We start from the raw sequence: 19,306 nt of genomic DNA, 5'->3' as shown, positions 1-19,306 counted from the left end.
TTTCTAAGACCAAACTGTTCTTGAATTATTCTCTTAGAATTTTCAAGGTTTACACTGTTCAGTTATCAAGGTTCGTTTCGTTGTCTTTGTCGTTCCTTACCGAAGCGACTTGACTATCTTATCACATTCATTCTCGCTTGTCAAGAACTTTTTTAACTTTTTTGAAGAAGTTTTTGAAGTTCTTTTTAGAAGAATGTACCCGCTCTCTCAAGCGGAACTTGTTTATCTTACCATACCCGAAAGCGTTTGTCAACAACTTTTTTAAAGAATTTTCAAATTCTTTTTGGTAAGAAACGGAGAAAGAGGGATTTGAACCCTCGCGCCGGGATTACCGACCTACACCCTTAGCAGGGGCGCCTCTTCAGCCTCTTGAGTATTTCTCCTGAAGTTCATTTTCTACGATATTCACTTCACGTCAAGTTCGACGCATAGGTTATTATACTTGATGGATTTTAGTTTGTCAACCTGTTTTTTACGTTTTTGTTACATATTTTTATATAACTCACTTGCAAAGTTAAATTCCACCCCTCTGTGGAATTTAATCCTGCAAAAGCTAGCTTCTCTTTTTTATAATAAGAAGAATATCAACTTGCTGTCCCTCCATCTTGATGCCATCCTCTTTCTTCCAAACTTACACCGGTTAGTAACGTATGCTGTCGGGCGTACTTACATAAGAAAAGGCCTGTCCCTTTTCAAAAGACTGGCCTTTTCTTATTGAAGAACTATTTTATTTTCAAACTGTTCCTTTAGTTGGCATTGCTGGCCGCAATCTTTACCTTGCTCCAGAGATTGCCGATTACTTTACGGGTATCGTCGTTGAACACGAATACCTCGTCCTTCGGATATCCCACCCGGGGCAGGTAAGCGTTAATTCCTTCGTAGTCGCCGCCTTCTCCGGACAGCACGTCCAGAACCTCCTGGTTCGGCGAGGTATAGCCTACATAGCTGGAATTGTCATAGGCATAATCATAGGAAGTGACAAAATTGATAAACTCATGGGCCAGCTCTACGTTTTTCGCGTTGGCGGGAATTACCATGGAATCGTACCACAGGTTGGTTCCGCTCTCCGGCAGGTAGTAGCCCATGTTCTCATTTTCCGCCATAATGTAAGCAGCGTCGCCGGAATAGCATAAGGCAAGGGCTTTTCTTCCCTGGGCCATGTTGTCGATAACCTCGTCGGTTACGATTTCCGGCTTCATGGTCTGGACGCACTCCACCAGCCACTGATAAGCCTCCTGAAGCTCCGCCTCATTTTCTGTATTCATGGAATAGTCCAGGGCCTTCAGAGCCATCATGAAGGAATCCCGCTCGGAATCGTAGAGATAGATATCTCCCCGATACTTGGTATCCTTGAAGATATTGAAGCCCTCCTGCTCCAGATCCTCCTCGCTTACCTTGGTTTTATCGTATACGATACCTACGGTTCCCCAGAAGTAGGATACGGAATACGCGTCGTCCGGATCGAAGGCCGGATGCTTCACCGAATCGGTGATCTCATCCATACAGGTCAAAAGCTCCGGCTTCAGCTTCTGCAGATAACCCTCGTCCATCAGACGCTGAATCATATAATCACTGGGAATCAGTACATCATAGTTTTCCTCATTTGCCACCTTGATATACATCTGCTCATTGGAATCGAAGTATTCCATGGCGACAGTTGCCCCGGTTGCCTTCTCAAAATCCGGAATTACATTTTCTCCCATATATTCACCGGGCATATAGACCGACAGGGTCTGTCCCGCATAGGGAAGATCCTGACCGGCAGAACCGATTTTCACCAGACAAATCAGGAGAATCACAGCGGCTGCCGCGCAGCCCGGCAGTACAAAGCTCCTTCTGCCCACTTCGTCCTTCTTCTGCCGCTTCGCCATCAGCATGGGCACCACATTGATCAGCACCAGCACAACGGTGATAATGATAACCACCAGCGTCGATACCGCATTGATACTGGGATTGATCCGCTTGCTCATGGTGTAGACCACGATACTCAGATTCTTGACGCCGCCTCCGGTTACAAAATAAGAAATGATAAAATCATCTACCGACATGGTAAACGCAATCAGCGCGCCGGAAATGATACCCGGCGTAATCTCCGGCACGATGACGCGGATCAATGCCTGCCAGGGCGTAGCGCCCAGGTCCATGGCCGCGTCTGCCAGGTTGGGATCCAGGGAGCGGATCTTCGGCATGACGGAGAGCATTACGTAGGGAATACAAAAAGCGATATGGGCAAGCAGCATGGTGGCGTAGCCCTTTTCGATTTTAAAGGTAATAAACAGCAGCATAAAGCCGATAGCCGTCACAATCTCCGGATTCATCATGGGGAAATTGTTGACCTGATCCATCACGTCCCGGAGGATTTTCTTTGATTTACTCAGACCGATGGCGGAAATGGTTCCCACTGCCGTGGAAATCAGTGTGGCGATAATCGCCACCGTAAAGGTGGTGTACAGAGCCTCCATCATATCTTTGGAGTCCAGCATATGCTGATACCAGCGCAGGGAAAAGCCGGTAAAGGCCGTCAGAGATTTTCCTGCGTTGAAGGAAAAAATAATCATATACAGGATCGGCAGATAAAAGAAGGCAAGGGTCAAAACCATCAGGATTTTTCCAAAGGTACGGTTTCCTTTTTTCATTGGTCTACTCTTCCTCCTTTCCGCCACGGTTGCGCTTCTCCACCTTACGGACCGCCATCATCATTACCATCATAATGACTGCCATAATCATGGAAATGGCGCTGCCAAAGTTCCACTCTCCCACGGTAATAAACTGGTTCTCGATCATATTTCCGATGAGGAAATACTGTCCGCCGCCCAGAAGCTTCGGGATAAAGAAGGAACTGACTGCCGGCAGAAATACCAGGGTAATTCCATTGATGACGCCGGGCAGGGACAGGGGCAGGGTTACCCGCCGGAAGGTCTGCACCCGGTTGGCGCCCAGATCCGCGCTGGCCTCCAGAAGGGACGGATCCATCTTACAGAGGGCAGTGTTGATCTGTAGCACCATAAAGGGCAGGAAGTTATATACCATACCCAGAAGCACCGCGCCCTGTGTATACAGAAGCTCTGTATGGCCCAGACCGAAGACGCCGAGGATACGGGAAATCAGTCCGCCCTCGCTCAGAAGGCCAATCCAGGCATAGGTACGCACCAGCATATTGATCCACATGGGAATCGTAATGCCAAGCACCAGGATATTCTGGACACGCTCGCTGCTGCGGGCGATAAAAAACGCAATCGGATAGCCCAGAAGCAGGCAGATGATCGTCGTCTTCACTGCTATCCAGATGGAACGCCAGAGGATTATCAGGAAATCCGGGTCGGTAAAAAATCTGACGTAATGATCCAGGGTGAATTTAAAGGACACAATGCTGTTACCCTGCTCTGTCACAGAATACATAGCGATCAGAAACATCGGCATAACCAGCATCAGTGCCGCCCATACGATGTACGGGACTGCAAGCTGTGAAAATTTCTTCATTTAGAACAGCATCCTCTCCATAACATGAATATCCTCCGGGAAGAATGTCAGGCCGACCTCCTGACCGACTTCCGAATAATCGGTGGTGTGAATCTTAAACTCCCGTCCGGTGGTCCAGAAGGTAATCGGGTAGCTGCCTTCTTTGATGTTCTCCGGATCGAAGTCGTAGTCTACACTGACGTCCACGCTCTGATTTTCGTCGCTCAGCTTCCAGCCCTGGGCATTTGCCCAGGTCTTGATATCCGTATCCAGAGCCTGAGACTCCTGGATCTCGTCTACAGTTCTGGCGAAGTTGAAGGCCATGACTGCCTCATTTGCCTTCTCATTTTTCACGAAGGGCTGATTTACCACGTAAATGGTACGCTCGATGGTGGTTCCGCCTGCTGCCGTAAAGCGCACCGGATACTCACCCAGCTCTTCCTTCACATCGTACTCCACCTTATGGATGGAGATGTACTCATCGGTCTCCGGATTCCATGCCTGGGCATTGGAAAGAGCGATAACCTCCTTGTCATCCAGGGACTTCACATCCTCCACATCCACGTAGAAGTTGCTGGCGCTCATCTTCTCCCGGCCGTCGGCGCTGGTTACGTCCTGATTGCTGATGACGTGCATATTGACCGTGACGCTGGTACCGGGTACGGTCTCCACAATAATCTCATAATGTACGCCTTTGAACAGCACGCTTAAGACCTCTCCTGTCATTTTGCCGTCTTTTACATCCACGATGTCGATATCCTCGGGACGGATGACCACCTCCACCGGCTCATTCGGCTTAAACCCGAAGTCCACACAGTCGAAGGTGATATCGTCAAAGCGGACCTTGTAATCCTCCAGCATAACGCCGGGAATGATATTACTCTCGCCGATGAAGTTGGCTACAAAGCGGTTGGTGGGCTCGTTGTAGATCTCCTCCGGCGTTCCCACCTGCTGGATTTCTCCGTTGTTCATGACCACGATCTTATCCGACATGGTCAGGGCCTCCTCCTGATCGTGGGTTACAAAGATGAAGGTAATGCCGACCTCCTGCTGAATCCGCTTCAGCTCATACTGCATTTCCTTGCGGAGCTTCAGATCCAGGGCCGCCAGCGGCTCGTCCAGAAGCAGCACCTTCGGCTCGTTGACCAACGCCCGGGCGATGGCCACACGCTGTTGCTGTCCGCCGGACAGCAGGGTGGTGTTTTTATTCTCATAACCCTCCAGGCCGATAAGCTTCAGCATTTTCATGACCTTCTGATCGATGATATCCTTACTCATCTTCTTGATCTTCAGTCCGAAGGCGATATTTTCGTATACGCTCAAATGGGGAAACAGGGCGTATTTCTGAAATACGGTGTTCAGCTCCCGCTCGTAGGAGGGTTTCTTGCTGATCTCCTCGCCGTCGAAGATGACGCTTCCCTCGTCCGCGTCCAGGAAACCACCCAGAATCCGGAGCAGAGTCGTCTTTCCACAGCCGCTGGGGCCTAAAAGAGTGACAAATTCCTTTTCATTGATGTCCAGATTAACTCCCTTCAGAATCATCTGGCCGTCAAAGCTTTTCACAATATTTCGAAAGCTTATCAGTGTATTCTGTTCCATAACACATCTCCTCCTAAAACATGGGGGGTGTGGTGATCCACAAGATTTTTGCGTCACTCTTCCCATGATTGTATAAATAATGGCTTTCGGTCCCGTCCAGATAGAAGGTCTCCCGGGCCTTTATTTTGTATTTTTTGCTGCCGCAGACCAGCGTTACGCTGCCCTTCTGCACATAGCCGAATTCCTCCCCGTCAAAGGCGGGCATTTCCTGACTCTTTTTTCCCGGATGGAGGGTCAGGAGAATAGGCTCCATCTTATTCTTCTGGGCATTGGGAATCACCCATTCGATACAATAATCCGGCTGCTCGTCCACAAAAAACTCCTGGGTGGAAAAAACCACCTGCTTCTCCGGCTCCTCATGGAAAAACTCAGACAGATTAGTTCCCAGGGCCTCCAGGATATCCTCCAGGGTGGCGATACTGGGAGCCGTCAGGTTCCGCTCCACCTGAGACAGAAATCCCTTGGTCAGCTCGCTGCGAGATGCCAGATCCTCCAGGGTCAGCTCCTTCTGCTGACGCAGCTCCTTCAGCTTTTTGCCGATATCCACGGCGCACCTCCTGTTTTCTTATACTAAACTTTTTATTTAAAATTACAAAAATCATTTTACATTATACACAGATGATGGAACATTGCAAGTGTTTCCGGAAAAAATTTACGTGAATTTTTCATTTTTATATGACAATGCGTGTGCCAATGGCACATTCTCGCGCCGAGGCGCGATCCCCTGGAGGGGCTTTTTGCTCTATAGGAATCATAGTTTTCGCACTTTAACGCAACACGGTGTTTCCTATAGAGCAAAAAAGCGCCCCCGGCTTCTGAAATAGCCGGAGACGCTTCCTGTCTCTCTGTTTTTTGTCTGCAATTAGTGGTGGAACAGACGGATTCCGGTAAATGCCATTACCATGTCATACTTATCGCAGGTCTCGATAACCAGATCGTCACGGACGGATCCGCCGGGCTCCGCGATATATTTTACACCGCTCTTTTTCGCCCGCTCAATGTTGTCGCTGAAGGGGAAGAAGGCGTCGCTTCCAACGGTCACGTCCTTCATCTGGGACAGCCATGCCTTCTTTTCTTCCTCGGTGAACACCTCCGGCTTTACCTTGAAGATCCGCTCCCAGGCGCCGTCTGCCAGCACGTCCATGTACTCGTTGCCGATGTAGACGTCGATGGCGTTGTCACGGTCGGCACGGCCGATGCCGTCCACGAACTGGAGACCCAGTACCTTTGGGCTCTGACGCAGGAACCAGTTGTCAGCCTTCTGACCTGCCAGGCGGGTGCAGTGTACACGGGACTGCTGGCCTGCGCCTACGCCGATGGCCTGTCCGTCCTTGACGAAGCAGACGGAGTTGGACTGGGTGTATTTCAGGGTAATCAGGGCGATCTTCATGTCGCGCTTGGCATTCTCCGGAAGATCTTTATTTTTTGTCACGATATTGGAAATGAGTTCGTCGTTGATGGGAAGCTCCTGACGGCCCTGCTCGAAGGTCACGCCAAAGACCTCCTTGTGCTCCAGGGGAGCCGGCTTGTAGTCGGTATCAATCTGAATGACCACATAATTTCCTTTTTTCTTCTGCTTCAAGATTTCCAGCGCCTCCTCTGTAAAGCCCGGAGCGATAACGCCGTCGGATACCTCTCTCTTGATGATGGAAGCGGTGTCCTTGTCACAGACGTCAGACAGGGCGATGAAATCACCGAAGGAGGACATACGGTCTGCGCCTCTGGCTCTTGCGTAAGCGCAGGCCAGGGGAGACAGGTCGCCCATATCGTCTACCCAGTAAATTTTCTTTAAGGTATCGTCCAGCGGAAGGCCTACTGCTGCGCCTGCCGGGGATACGTGCTTAAAGGAGGTGGCTGCCGGAAGTCCGGTGGCCGCCTTCAGCTCTCTGACCAGCTGCCAGCCGTTGAAGGCGTCCAGGAAATTGATGTAGCCGGGACGGCCGGAAAGGACGGTGATGGGAAGGTCGGATCCGTCTGCCACGTAGATGCGGGACGGTTTCTGGTTCGGGTTGCAGCCGTATTTCAGTTCCAGTTCTTTCATTTCCTTAGTCCTCCTGATTTTTATTTTTGATGACGGTTTCGTATCTGCCGGTGGCAATGTCGATGTAACGCACGAACAGGGATACCTTGTTCTCCGGGTTCAGGTTGTTCCAGAGCATATTGGTGAATTTTTCCATATCGTCCGGAATAGCAACCAGCTTGGGCTCGCCCTCAAAGCTGGGGAGCGGATTGCCGTCATGCAGATAGGTGTGAATGAAGTGACCCTCGCCTGCAGCGCAGTTCTCATAAGAGAAGGTATAGCGGTTGCAGCATGCGGGATCGCCGTTGTTGCTCTTTAAGATAGACAGGGAGTAGCTGTATCCGCCGTTTTCCAGCTCCATCAGGCCTGAGATCCGCGGGGTATAGTTGGGGGCGTCCGGCTCGAATTCCCGGCTTCTGAGGGACTGCTCAAAGGTTAGGCCCTTCTCCATTCCCTCGTAGACGGTGTCTGTCTGGTCGCCGTTGGTAACGATGGTTCTGTGTCCCAGTACCCGGACCGGAGCGTAGATAATCAGGCTCGGATCCGTCAGCTTGGAAGGATCATAGGCCTGGGTGCGGATGCCCTCTCCCTCCTCCACGAAGATACGGTTGCGGCTGTTCTCACTTCTTCCCATGATAAAATAAGCTGCTACCGCTTTAGTTCCGTCCTCGGAACGGCCCAGTACGATACCTCTTCCGGGGTATGCGTTTTCCTGAAGCTCCTGTGCCAGTGAAATCATGTCCATTACTTTTTCCTCCTGCGAAATGCGATCTATAAGGCCTGAAACGAAAAGGAACCGATCCATCCCAGGCTTCTTCTCTGCCCAGACGGTCGGCTCTCAAACCCTTATACTCCCTGTGGTAAACTCCACTTCCGTCAGTTGTATAAGTTAGTTTTAACATAGCATTTCCGGACGGGGGTTGTCAAGCCCTGCGCCCGTTTTTCTTTTTTCTGTCTGCCTTCTATCTGCTTCCGGACAGATTCATCACGATACAGCCCACCAGAATCAGGGCCATTCCCACATTGCCCGCCGGTGAAACCCGTTCCCCGAACAGAACCCGGGAAATCGCAGCCGTCACCAGAATCCCTACGCCGCACCAGATTGCGTAGGCGATTCCCAAATTGAGTTTTGTCACCGCCCGGGAAAAGCTGCAGTGACAGATCAGATAAGCCAGAAGGCTGAAGGCAGTGGGAAGCAGCCTGGTGTAGCCTTCCGAGGATTTTAAAAGTGTGGTCGCTGTAATCTCGGCACAGATGGCCAGCGCCAGAAATACGTATGGCATACGTCCCTCCTGCTAATTGGTGATTGTCCTGCCGTCTATCCGATCAAAAAGATGGATTTTTTCCGGCAGGTAAGCGTAGCTTACTTTTTCTCCCGGCCGCACCGGAGCCGCGGTATCCGTTTTGATAATCATCTTTTCCCGGCTGCCCTCCCGGTTCAGATAAACCATTGCCTCGGAGCCCAGCATCTCGTATACCTCTACGGTTCCCGCTCCATGGACGCTACCGCCTTCTGTGGGATTCAGGATCACGTGCTCCGGACGGATGCCCAGGGTCACTGCCCGTCCGATATAATTGCCCCGGCGAAGCTTTTCTGCCTTTTCCTTCGTCAGTTCTATGCGGTTCCCATTTTCTTCCAGGTACAGACCGCCGTTGGGATCGTATTTTACGACTGCTTCCGCGAAATTCATGGGCGGCGTTCCGATAAAGCCTGCCACAAACTGATTGACCGGATAGCGGAACAGGCGCTCCGGCGTATCCACCTGCTGCACCACGCCATCCTTCATGACAACAATCCGGGTTCCCAGGGTCATGGCCTCGGTCTGATCATGGGTCACATAGATAAACGTGGAATTCAGCTTATGATACAGGCTGGCGATTTCCACCCGCATCTGTCCCCGGAGCTTGGCGTCCAGGTTGGACAGGGGCTCGTCCATCAGAAAGACTCTGGGATTGCGGACGATGGCGCGTCCCATGGCTACACGCTGCTTCTGTCCGCCGGACAGCTCCGAAGGCTTCCGATCCAGCACCTCGGTCAGACCCAGGATCTCTGCGGCCTCATTTACCTTGGCCTCGATAACTTCCTTCTTCTCATGACGGATATGCAAACTGTAGCCGATGTTTTTTCTTACCGTCATATGGGGATACAGGGCGTAGTTCTGAAAGACCATAGCAATGTCCCGATCACAGGCTTCCACCTCGTTCATGCGCTCGCCGTCGATATACAGCTCTCCCTCGCTGATATTTTCCAGTCCTGCTATCATGCGCAGGGTTGTGGATTTTCCGCAGCCGGAGGAACCTACAAAAATAATAAATTCATTGTCCTGTATCTCCAGGTTAAAATCCTTCACTGCTTCAAATCCGTTTTCATATCGTTTACACACATGCTTTAACTGAATATGTGCCATTTCTTTTCTCCTCTGTATTTATTTGATCGATCAGATCCACCAGATCGTCTACGGAATCCAGCAGATAATCTGCCTGCTCACGGAGCATATCCTCGGTTCCGGTTCCGCTTTTTACGCCGATTGCCACTGCGCCGCCGTTTCTGGCAAACCGCATATCATTGGGGTTATCGCCTACCATGGCGATCTCATCCTTCCAGATTCCCCAGTGCCCTGCGGCCAGGCTTGCCAGCCTTCCATCCGGTTTCTCGGGCAGCCCTTCTCCCGAGACTCCCCAGAAGGAAATGTACTCCTCGACACCTAGCACCTCCAGACATCTCCGGGTGGACTTCAGATCGTCCGTAGTAGCCACGCCTATCCACAGGCCCCGGGACCGCAGGGCTTCCATCATGGCCTTTACGTCGGTGAAGGTGGGATATGCCGTCCGCTTCAGCCCGACCTCCTCATAGAAAAGCTCCGCCAGCTCCCCTGCCAGCTTCTCCGGATCTGTACCCAGATACTCCTGCAAATCCTCCGCAACACCCCGATAGGATTTCCAGGCCAGGGCTCCGTCCGGATCCACCCGGCCGTCTGCCACGCCCATTTCCCGCAGAAGCATCCGCTGGCGCTCCGGCATTCTTCTGGCGTCGCAGAGCCGCTTTGCCACCTTCACAGCCGCTTTGCCCCAGACCTCATAGAAATCAATCAGTGTACCGTCCTTGTCAAACAGGATTCCTTTTATCATAGCTGTTCCACCGCCTCCCCAAAGGTTCGAAGCTTCTGTTTTCCGGTTCCTCTTGTGATGGCATTTCCGTAAAACAGAAAGCCTCCGTCTTTTGCTTCCGCGCCGAACCGGATCCACTGATAAGCCTCCTCTGTAAGTCTTACAGTTCCGGCTGCCTCCCAGGCGTCCTCCCGTCCGGTTACCCGGCAGTCCACGCGTTTTCCGTTGTGAAGATAAAAAATCTCCGGCTTTTCCTTCTGACCCCTAAGGCAGATCCGATAGGGCAGTTCCTCTTTATCCTCCGGAAGCTGTCCGCCAAACAACAGCCCGGTCTCAATCCGGCAGTGCCTTGTCACATAACAGTTACAGCTTCTTACGCCCTCCAGAAGATGCTCCGCGCTCAGATCCTCCATGTATACAAAGGTGGCCGGATCCCCCGGTACCGACGGCTCTGTGGCTCCCGGATACCGTTCCTCCAGCGTGTTGTGGGAATCCGAACCGCCTATAGCGCAGATCCGGTGTCCGTCCGCCCAGAGAAGATCCGCCAGCGCCACCGCTCTCTGGTTGGCTTCCCCCGCTTTTGCCTCCGGATCCGCCTCGTAGGTGGGATCGTTGATGATCTCCAGACAGTGGACGCCGTCCAGTCTCAGATCTCCATACAGCCATTTCCAGATATAAAGGAAGGGGTGATTGATACTAAATAACCAGTGTTCTTTCCGACACTCCTGCTGAATCTGCTCCAGATCCGCTTTCAGAGCGGCCTCCTCCTTATCCTCCAGAATCTGCTCCAGCGCCCGGGGCATATGGGTAATTCCAAACAGGTTGGCGTGTCCCAGCAGCGTCGTAATCTCGATTCCGGGCAGAACTAGTAAGGACGTCTCCGGCCAGCCTGTATGAATCGCGTTGTGCTCGGTGGGCGTATAGAAATCCAGTCCCATGCGCTCGGCCTTCCGGCTGGCGTTTTCGGTGGTTTCCTTGCCGTCCGACAGCCGGGTGTGGGTATGGAAATCTCCCTGATACCAGCCCTTTCCTTTTTTCCGGATTGCTGTCCAGTCATAGTTTTCATAATCCGGAGTCCAGACTTGTTCTCCCACCGGCTCGGTGACAGCTACCGCCTCCTCTGTAACCAGGACAGAAAAGGGCTGGGTCTTCTCCCCCATCAATCGTTTCAGGTGCTCCGCAAATACGAAAACCGTCATTTGCCAGGTTCCCGCAGGCAGGGCTCCCGGAACGCCTCCGATGGTAGTATCGTTTCCATCTTTTCCCAGCACAATGACCGGATCGCTGTAACCCAGCTGCTTCAGAAACCGGATTTTCCCACTGGGATCCTTTATCATCAGAAACACCAGAAAGGTATATTTTTTTGATAAATCATATCGGAAACAGAGATGACTGCAGGCGGAAGAAACCGTAAAGGTTTCCTCCTGGCGTGCAGTCTCTCCGGCGCCGATTACAAATTTCAGCGTCTGTGTCATACGTTTTCCTTATTTCGCAAGTGCCTCGTCGAGCGCTGCCTGCGCGGTCTTCTGAGCCTCGTCCAGTGCTTCCTTTGCGGACACTCCGTCAATCTCTACCTTATCTGCCGCTACCTTCAGGGCGTCCTTGATTGCTCCGTTGGTGGGGTCGTTGGGGTATACGGTTCCGTGGGTCGCCTGCGCGAAGGGAACGGCTGCCTGGGGATTTTCTGCCACATAAGACTGATAATCCGCATTGTCGTTGATTTTCTGGTTTACTGCCACATAACCGGTAGACATGGTCCATTTTGCCTGGCTCTCCGCATTGGTGAAATACTTGATAAACTCAAACGCGCCCTGCTTCTCTGCGTCAGAGGATCCCTCCAGAACGCTTAAGGTCTTGGTCTCTGCCATCGGCGCGGATGTGGTGCTTGCGCTCCATGCCGGCTGCTCCATAGCTGCTACAATACTGAAATCCAGATCTGCCTGGTCTCCTGAAGAACCGGTATAACCGCCTGCCTTTCCGGCAATTACATCGTCGATGGTCGCGTACCAGTACTCCCAACCCTGTCCGCCGGAGTGAATGGCCATGATCTTGTCGTCATGAATCCAGGTACGGAAGGCCTCCCATACCTCTACCCATTCCGGGCTGTTGATGGTAACCTGGGTGCCGTCCTCGTTGAAGATGGAAGCGCCGTTGCTGAAGGCTGCGTCAATCATGTTGTCCGCTCCCCACATAGGCTCCCAGCCATACTCGTAGCCTGCCGCCTTGATTTTCTTTGCTGCCTCTGCCAGATCCGACCAGGTTTTGATGTCCTCGGCCTTCACGCCCGCCGCGTCAAAGGCTGCCATATTGTAATACATAACCTGTGTGGTTCCGTAAGCCGGAAGTCCGAAGACCTTTCCGGTCTCGTCCACGCCCTGATCGTAGAATACCTTCAGATAATCGTCTGCGCTAAACTCGCTGTCGCCGTCAATCATCGGCTGCATGTCTGCCAGAAGATTTTTGGAGGCCAGTGTCCGTGCTGTCTCCGCGTTCAGAAGCACCAGATCCGGAGCCGCGTTTCCGGCAATACCTGCCTGCAGCTTCTGGTAGGTTTCGTCATAATCTGCCTGTGTTACGGTGCTTACATGATATTTACTCTGGGAAGCATTAAAGCTGTCCACGATCTCCTGTACCACGCCTACGGCGGTTTTTCCTCCGGAATACCAGAATTCCACGTCTACGGTATCGCCGGTCTCTGCCGCGTCACCGGTCTCTGTCTGGACGTTCGCTGCTGTGTCTGCTGTTCCCTCTGCCTTGCTTCCGCAGCCTGCCAGTGCTGTCACGGCCATGGCGGAGGCCAGGAGTACGGATACCAGTTTCTTGTTCATTTTTCATTTCCTCCTCAAATATAGGTGTTGCGGGATCCTATCCCTTCATACCGGTGTCTCCACCGATACCGTTGATGAACCATTTCTGTGTAAATGCGAACAGAATCAACAAAGGCACCACAATCAGCGCGCTTCCGGCCATTACCAGGGCCCATTCTGTTCCGTAGGCGCCTCCCTCGATAAAGAAGCTCCGAAGTCCCTGGGAAACCAGATATTTTTCTGAACTCTTGGTAATCAGGGAAGGCCACATGTAGTTGTTATATGTTGAAATGAAGCTCATCAAACCAAATGTAATAAAGGACGACTTCGTCATGGGGCAGATGATTTCCCAGAGAATGCGGAAATGACTGCCGCCGTCTATCCGGGCCGCCTCTACCAGCCCTTTCGGTACCTGCATAAAGGACTGCCGCAGCAGAAAGATACCGAAGATACTGACACTGCTGGAGACAATCAGTCCTGTCATGGTATCCAGAAGATTCCATCTGGACAGAATGATATAGCTTGGAATATAGGTCGCTGCCACCGGAAGCATATAGGTTCCCATCACGATGGCAAATAACGCGTTCTTTCCCTTAAACTCCAGAAATACCATGGCGTAGGTAATCATGGCCCCTGTGATAATCTGCAGGGCTACCACCACCAGAGAAACCCAGAGGCTGTTTACAATATAGCCCGGCAGCGGAGAGTGAAAGATTACGGAAATAAAATTGCTCCACTGAGGTACTGCCGGGAAAAAGGCTCCCACATTCATAATCTCCGCCTTGGTCTTCAGCGCGCTCAAAATCATCCAGATAAAGGGGAAGGCGGTAAACAGGCTTACGACCAGCAATACTGCGAATTTCAATACCAGCTTGATTTTGTTTTCTTTCATGTCCGCCTCCTAGTAATGGACCCATTTTTTCGACGCGGTAAACTGCGCCAGGGATAAAATGACGGTTATGATAATCATAATCACTGCCGTAGCTGTAGCCTGTCCCATCTTAAATTCCTGAAAGCCCAGCTGATAATACATATAAAGCAGGGTTCGGGTGCTTCCGCTGGGGCCGCCCTGGGTCAGAATCTGTATCTGATCGTAGGCCTGCAGGGAATTAACCATGGTAATAATCATCAGGAAAAATGTGGTGGGTGAGATTCCCGGAAGCGTCATATCCAGGAACTGCCGCCAGGGCTTCGCGCCGTCCAGGGCGCTTGCCTCGTAAAGCTCCTCCGGAACCTTTTCCAGCGCGGACAGATAAAAGATCATGGCATAGCCCAGACTTTTCCATACCGTAACGATGATAACGGAAAGCATGGCTGTATCAGAGCTGCTGATCCATTTCAGGGCCGGAAGTCCGAATAGCCCCAGAACCTGATTGGCCAGACCTCCGTCCTCCCGGAAAATCCAGGTCCACACGATAGAGATGGCTACGGTCGGTGTAATCCAGGGGGAAAACAGGACGAATTTGAATACACCGCTTCCCTTAAAATTTCTGCGGAGCAGAAGCGCCAGACCCAGGCCGCCAATAATCGTAGGAAACAGGGTTCCTGCCGTAAATACCAGGGTATTCCACAGAGCTTCGTAAAAACGGCTGTCCTTCAATAAAGACGTATAATTCTTAAACCAGATAAAATTGTAGTCAGGCGTCATAAAATCCCAGTCCGTAAAACTGAGCCAGACCGACCTGAGAATCGGATAAATCCAGAAAATAAAAAGCGGAATCAGTGCCGGTAAAACAAAGAGCAGCACAGCTCCCAGGTTTCTTATTTCGGATCTCTTTCTGCTTCTTTTCACTTTAATCTCCTTTCGATGTCGCCTTTGTAAGGGTAACACCGAAAGGTAAATGAAATATGCATGTTTTGTTAAAATTGAGTTTGGGGATTGTCAAAAGAAATGAACCTTCTAAAAAAATACAACAGATCGGATACATATCCAATCTGTTGTATTTAGGGTAATGGAGTTAATAATATTATTAAAATATTATTCAATATAATATTTATGCCAGGTTGAAACAGATGCGGAAACCGCTTTTGTAGCTTTCCTGAAATCCTTTTCCTTCAGTCCTTCGAATATTTTTTTGTGAATTTTCAAAGTATTCTGTCCTGCTGCGGTCTTAAACTTACTTGTTGTAACCTTAATTTCCGACTGCATAAATTTCAATAAAAAGGCATACATATATTCTATCAACCTGTTATGCGTTGCTCTTCCCAACGCCCGATGAAAAGCTTCCTCATGAGCATAGATAATTTGTTCATCAAAATCCGGTTCCGCAATTTTTTCCTCAAAATCATCCAGAATACGCTGTATTTCATTACATTCCTCTTCTGTTACATGCTTTATTGCGTCCTTTATGACTCCCAGTTCAAACAGCTCTCTAAGCTCCCTCATTTCTTCTATATCATTTCCTTGATATATGATACCGAAAATCAACGGATCCAGACATTGCTCTCCTATTTCACTGGCTATATAGGTACCATTTCCTCTTTTGATTTCGACAATTCCAAAAGCCGACAGAACTTTCATTGCTTCCCTTACTGAACCACGGCTGACATTCATTGCGTTTGCCAACTCATTTTCCGGAGGAATCAAATCACCAGGCTTTAATTCCTTTGCAAGTAAAAGGCTCTTAATTTTATCTATTACCACATCTGTGGCCGTTTTCTTTTTTTTATTATCCTTCTCCAGCAAAGAAATAATATCCCTATTCTGTCTTTCCATTCTTTTCCCCCATATGATAGAATTTTATTTTCATTGTACCATATAATTCAGTCTAAAAGCACAGATCTTTCTCAAATAACATGGAGCATTTTTTATTTATTCAAGAAAGAATCCACATTATCCGCTGTGATAAGATACAGTCCTGTATCGACATTCTGCGGTATATTCAGAATACCATTTTCTTTATCGTTTGCTGTGATAGCTGCAGAGGAATGATTGTATGCAAACAGTACAGCACCACCCCAATAAGAAAACAGCTGTCTTTTCTGTCCCACAAGCGCATAGAATTTTCCATCCTTTAACTGCTGAAGCTGCGTATCCTCAGCATTCGTTCCCGTGGCAATTACGCTTCCTGCTTTTCCCATTTCCTCAATGGCCGTTCCAAGTCCTGGGGTAGAACCATCAAAACAGGAAATTGCCGCAATATCCGGAGTAGATGTCATCAAATCTTCTGCAATCTGACAAGCCGTCTCGATCGACCCGTTTGCAGAATAAGCGTCTACAAACTCCATTCCTGTACCAGCAATGGTATCTTTAAATCCATCCAGTGCATCTTCCTGCGTTTCTGTTCCCTGCTGATAAATAACGGCACATTTTCCTTTTCCTCCAGTAGCTTCAATTACTGCCTCCGCATGCTTTACACCAAGCTGATACCAATCTGTTCCAATGAAGCAAAGTCTCTTTGAATCAGATACATCCGCATCAATCGTTACAACCGGAATCCCCGCATCCACTGCTGCATCAATAGAATCCTTCAACGAAGATTCCATGCCGATTACCATAATTCCTGCCGGTTTCGTTGCTACCACCTGATCTAATGCCGCTGCCTGTCCTGCCACATCATAATCAGTCGGACCTACTACACTGACTTTTACCCCATAATCCTCTGCAAATTGCTTTAAACCTGCCTGATCTGAATTTACAAACATGGACTGATTAGACAGACAGGAAACCCACACATATTCCTCATTTGAATAATCAGCCTTCTGGCCATCTCCTGCGTCTGTAGCCGCAGATGAATCTCCACAGCCTGACAATGCCATTGTCGCTGTCATTGCAATTGCTAAAACCCCTGCTAAAATTCTCTTTTTACCCATACTTTTTCTCCTTTTCTTTGGTTTTATTTTTTTATTCTGATTCGGTTTCGTTTGATAATAACATCTGTCGAAACAGCCACAATCAGAATAATACCCACAACAATATCCTGCCAACTGGATGCAACTCTACCCATAATCATAATATTATCTACAAGGCTCGTAAACAACACACCAAAAGCTGCTCCTAAAACAGTTCCATATCCTCCTGTAAGACTTGCTCCACCCAGAACGCATGCCGTAATTGCTGTCATCTCCATTCCTTCTCCAATAGAAGAAACGGCTGCTCCCATTCTCGCCACCTGAATAATACCTGCCAATCCAGCCAACAATGCGCTATTTACATACCCCAGTACATTCGTCTGAATTACATTAATACCGGATAACTGTGCAGCTTTTTCATTTCCTCCTATGTAATAAAACCTCCGGAAAAACTTTGTCTTGGCTACCAGAAAACTATAAATAGCACAGAGAATAATCATATAAAATACTGGTGCGCGAAATCCTCCTATTTTCCAGCCAACAAGACCAGTAAATACAGATGGAAGATTAGTAATTCCCGAACCCGCAATTAACATTGCGATTCCTCTGATCAGCCCCTGCATGGATAAGGTTACAATCATCGGATTTACACCAACAACCGCAATTAATATACCATTAACTACTCCAACAAGCCCTGCTACAGCTAACGCGACAATAATCGCAATTACCATCGGAACATTATGGTGCATCATTAGATTTGCGCAGAGTGCTCCCGACAGCGCTACAACCGCTCCCACAGAAAGATCAATTCCTCCAGCTGCCAGCACAACCAACATTCCAATACATACTATTGCATTCACTGCCATATTTAGCGCTACCGACTGAGCATTTGCAATTGTCGCGAATGAATTGCTCCAGATAAGACTGGATACTATAATAACAATAAAATTAATTGCCCCCAGCGACACAATTCTGTTCTGTAAAATCATCATCAGATTGATTCTTTTTTTCATGCTACCTTCTCCTTTTATGCTAATCCTGATGAATAACGCATAATTGCTTCCTCATTCATCTCGCTTCTTTCGCATTCACCGCTTATATGTCCTGCATGCATTACAATTACTCTGTCACTAATCTGCAATATTTCCGGCAAATCTGAAGATATGGCAATAACACAGGTCCCTTTCTTTGCAAGCTTTCTCATAATTCTGTATATTTCAGACTTCGAACCTACATCCACTCCCTTAGTAGGTTCATCTACAATTAGAATTTTGGGATTTACTAACAACCATTTTGCAAATACAACCTTCTGCTGGTTTCCACCAGAAAGCTCCCCCACCAATTTTTTAACATCCGGTGTCGCTATATTCAGAATTTTTCTATATTTCTCGGCAACCTCAAATTCCATTTTGTCAGATAAAAATCCATTTTTTTCAGCAGCATTCATGTTACCCGATATAATATTTGACGCGATACTCTGTTCCAGAAACAGGCCTTCTTCCTTCCGATCCTCCGGCAGATATCCTATTCCACATTGAATTGCTTCCGTTGTATTATGAATTTTTACCTTTTTCCCGTATACTGTAATCTCTCCTGAATAGAGTCTGTCTGCACCTACAATTGCTCGAAACGTTTCTGTTCGTCCCGCCCCGGCCAGACCAGAAAAACCCAGAATTTCTCCCTCATACGCTTCAAAGTTAATATTTTCAAACCTTGCGCCACACAGATTTTCAACCTTCAATGCCACTTTATCTGTATAATAAGGTTTATATGCATCAATTACCAAATCCCGGCCAATCATCATCTGAATCAATTGATCCATATTTGTATCAACCGTATTTTTAGTTCCTATATACTTTCCGTCTTTTAGAACAGTTACCCTATCTGAAATTTCAAAGATTTCTTCAAGTCTGTGTGAAATATAAATCACTGAAATCTTCTTGCTCTTAAATTCCTGAATTAATTCAAATAACACCTTTGTTTCCCGATCCGTCAGGGCTGCCGTCGGTTCGTCAAACACAATCAGTTTACAATCTGTAGTCATGGCCTTTGCAATTTCTACCATTTGCTGATCTGCCGGCGAAACATCTTGTATTAGCATTTTAGGATTTAGGTCTAATTTTATTTTCTGACAGGCTTCTTTTGTCCTTCTGGACAATTCTTTTCCATCAATAAACCCAAATCTGTTCAAAGGCTCCTTGTCCGCAAAAATATTTTCTTCCACTGAAAGATTTCCTACCAGACTTCTCTCCTGATACACTACGGCTATACCTGCCTCAATAGCTTCCGACTGATTTGCGAACGCTACCCTGTCTCCTTTTATTTTCAAATAGCCCTCGTCCGGTCTGTAATTACCTGCCAAAACGTTAATCAGTGTGCTTTTTCCGGCTCCATTTTCTCCGCATATAGCATGCACTTCACCCTCTCTGATATCAAAGCTGACTTTGTCCAATGCTCTGATCCCGGGAAATATTTTTGATACCCCACAAATTTCAAGGAAAAGGTTATTCTCCATCTTTTT

At 48.8% G+C, this 19,306-nt stretch carries 16 protein-coding genes, 1 tRNA gene, 1 pseudogene and 1 riboswitch; all 18 genes and pseudogenes read right to left on the bottom strand.

Features of this window, described 5'->3' with window-relative positions; all coding sequences use genetic code 11:
• Positions 1-294: 294 nt before the first annotated feature.
• Positions 295-383 (bottom strand) — tRNA-Ser (locus ACESZP_RS14720).
• A 363-nt stretch (positions 384-746) separates the two neighbouring features.
• Positions 747-2,636, bottom strand: a complete 1,890-nt coding sequence (locus ACESZP_RS14715) for an extracellular solute-binding protein (RefSeq protein WP_499709491.1) — start codon at positions 2,634-2,636, stop codon at positions 747-749.
• 4 nt (positions 2,637-2,640) lie between these two features.
• Positions 2,641-3,480, bottom strand: coding sequence for an ABC transporter permease (locus ACESZP_RS14710; RefSeq protein WP_499709490.1), 840 nt, complete (start codon positions 3,478-3,480; stop codon positions 2,641-2,643).
• 498 nt (positions 3,481-3,978) lie between these two features.
• A pseudogene (locus tag ACESZP_RS14705) lies at positions 3,979-5,058 on the bottom strand (ABC transporter ATP-binding protein); the annotation flags it as partial.
• 13 nt (positions 5,059-5,071) lie between these two features.
• On the bottom strand, positions 5,072-5,605 hold the full coding sequence (locus ACESZP_RS14700; protein ID WP_178038728.1) for a helix-turn-helix domain-containing protein: 534 nt from the start codon (positions 5,603-5,605) through the stop codon (positions 5,072-5,074).
• Positions 5,606-5,920: 315 nt separating this feature from the next.
• Complete coding sequence (locus ACESZP_RS14695; RefSeq protein ID WP_158361243.1) at positions 5,921-7,099, bottom strand: phosphoribosylaminoimidazolecarboxamide formyltransferase; 1,179 nt, start codon at positions 7,097-7,099, stop codon at positions 5,921-5,923.
• 4 nt (positions 7,100-7,103) lie between these two features.
• Positions 7,104-7,823, bottom strand: a complete 720-nt coding sequence (locus ACESZP_RS14690) for an IMP cyclohydrolase (protein ID WP_349164538.1) — start codon at positions 7,821-7,823, stop codon at positions 7,104-7,106.
• 69 nt (positions 7,824-7,892) lie between these two features.
• Positions 7,893-7,972: riboswitch (ZMP/ZTP riboswitch) on the bottom strand.
• A 68-nt stretch (positions 7,973-8,040) separates the two neighbouring features.
• Positions 8,041-8,361, bottom strand: a complete 321-nt coding sequence (locus ACESZP_RS14685) for a DMT family transporter (RefSeq protein WP_158361247.1) — start codon at positions 8,359-8,361, stop codon at positions 8,041-8,043.
• Positions 8,362-8,373: 12 nt separating this feature from the next.
• Positions 8,374-9,486 carry an ABC transporter ATP-binding protein gene (locus ACESZP_RS14680; protein ID WP_499709489.1) on the bottom strand — a complete coding sequence of 371 codons (1,113 nt, stop codon included), beginning with the start codon at positions 9,484-9,486 and terminating at the stop codon, positions 8,374-8,376.
• Positions 9,455-10,207 carry an HAD family hydrolase gene (locus ACESZP_RS14675; protein WP_499709488.1) on the bottom strand — a complete coding sequence of 251 codons (753 nt, stop codon included), beginning with the start codon at positions 10,205-10,207 and terminating at the stop codon, positions 9,455-9,457. Before ACESZP_RS14675 ends, ACESZP_RS14680 begins: the two co-directional genes overlap by 32 nt.
• A complete protein-coding gene (locus ACESZP_RS14670) occupies positions 10,204-11,661 on the bottom strand; it encodes a CehA/McbA family metallohydrolase (protein ID WP_499709487.1) in 1,458 nt (485 codons plus the stop codon). The genes ACESZP_RS14675 and ACESZP_RS14670 overlap by 4 nt, the downstream gene beginning before the upstream one ends.
• Positions 11,662-11,670: 9 nt before the next feature.
• Positions 11,671-13,014 (bottom strand): extracellular solute-binding protein, encoded by a 1,344-nt coding sequence (locus ACESZP_RS14665; RefSeq protein WP_499709486.1) that lies wholly within the window; start codon positions 13,012-13,014, stop codon positions 11,671-11,673.
• 37 nt (positions 13,015-13,051) lie between these two features.
• Positions 13,052-13,885: a carbohydrate ABC transporter permease gene (locus tag ACESZP_RS14660; protein WP_158361255.1), complete on the bottom strand. Its 834-nt coding sequence runs from the start codon at positions 13,883-13,885 to the stop codon at positions 13,052-13,054.
• A 9-nt stretch (positions 13,886-13,894) separates the two neighbouring features.
• Positions 13,895-14,785, bottom strand: coding sequence for a carbohydrate ABC transporter permease (locus ACESZP_RS14655; protein ID WP_262670562.1), 891 nt, complete (start codon positions 14,783-14,785; stop codon positions 13,895-13,897).
• Positions 14,786-14,971: 186 nt separating this feature from the next.
• Entirely contained in the window at positions 14,972-15,709 is a 738-nt protein-coding gene (locus ACESZP_RS14650; protein WP_499709485.1) for a FadR/GntR family transcriptional regulator, read from the bottom strand.
• A 92-nt stretch (positions 15,710-15,801) separates the two neighbouring features.
• Positions 15,802-16,806 carry a substrate-binding domain-containing protein gene (locus ACESZP_RS14645; protein ID WP_499709484.1) on the bottom strand — a complete coding sequence of 335 codons (1,005 nt, stop codon included), beginning with the start codon at positions 16,804-16,806 and terminating at the stop codon, positions 15,802-15,804.
• Positions 16,807-16,829: 23 nt separating this feature from the next.
• Complete coding sequence (locus ACESZP_RS14640; RefSeq protein ID WP_499709483.1) at positions 16,830-17,798, bottom strand: ABC transporter permease; 969 nt, start codon at positions 17,796-17,798, stop codon at positions 16,830-16,832.
• A 14-nt stretch (positions 17,799-17,812) separates the two neighbouring features.
• The gene (locus tag ACESZP_RS14635; protein WP_499709481.1) at positions 17,813-19,300 is read right to left on the bottom strand and encodes a sugar ABC transporter ATP-binding protein; all 1,488 of its coding nucleotides are present in this window, start codon (positions 19,298-19,300) and stop codon (positions 17,813-17,815) included.
• Positions 19,301-19,306: the final 6 nt, after the last annotated feature.

This window comes from Candidatus Dorea massiliensis AP6, from assembly GCF_964245105.1.
Classification (GTDB): domain Bacteria; phylum Bacillota; class Clostridia; order Lachnospirales; family Lachnospiraceae; genus Laedolimicola; species Laedolimicola intestinihominis.
Note: the sequence above shows the minus strand (reverse complement) of the source record. Positions and strands in the feature narration are given on the sequence as shown.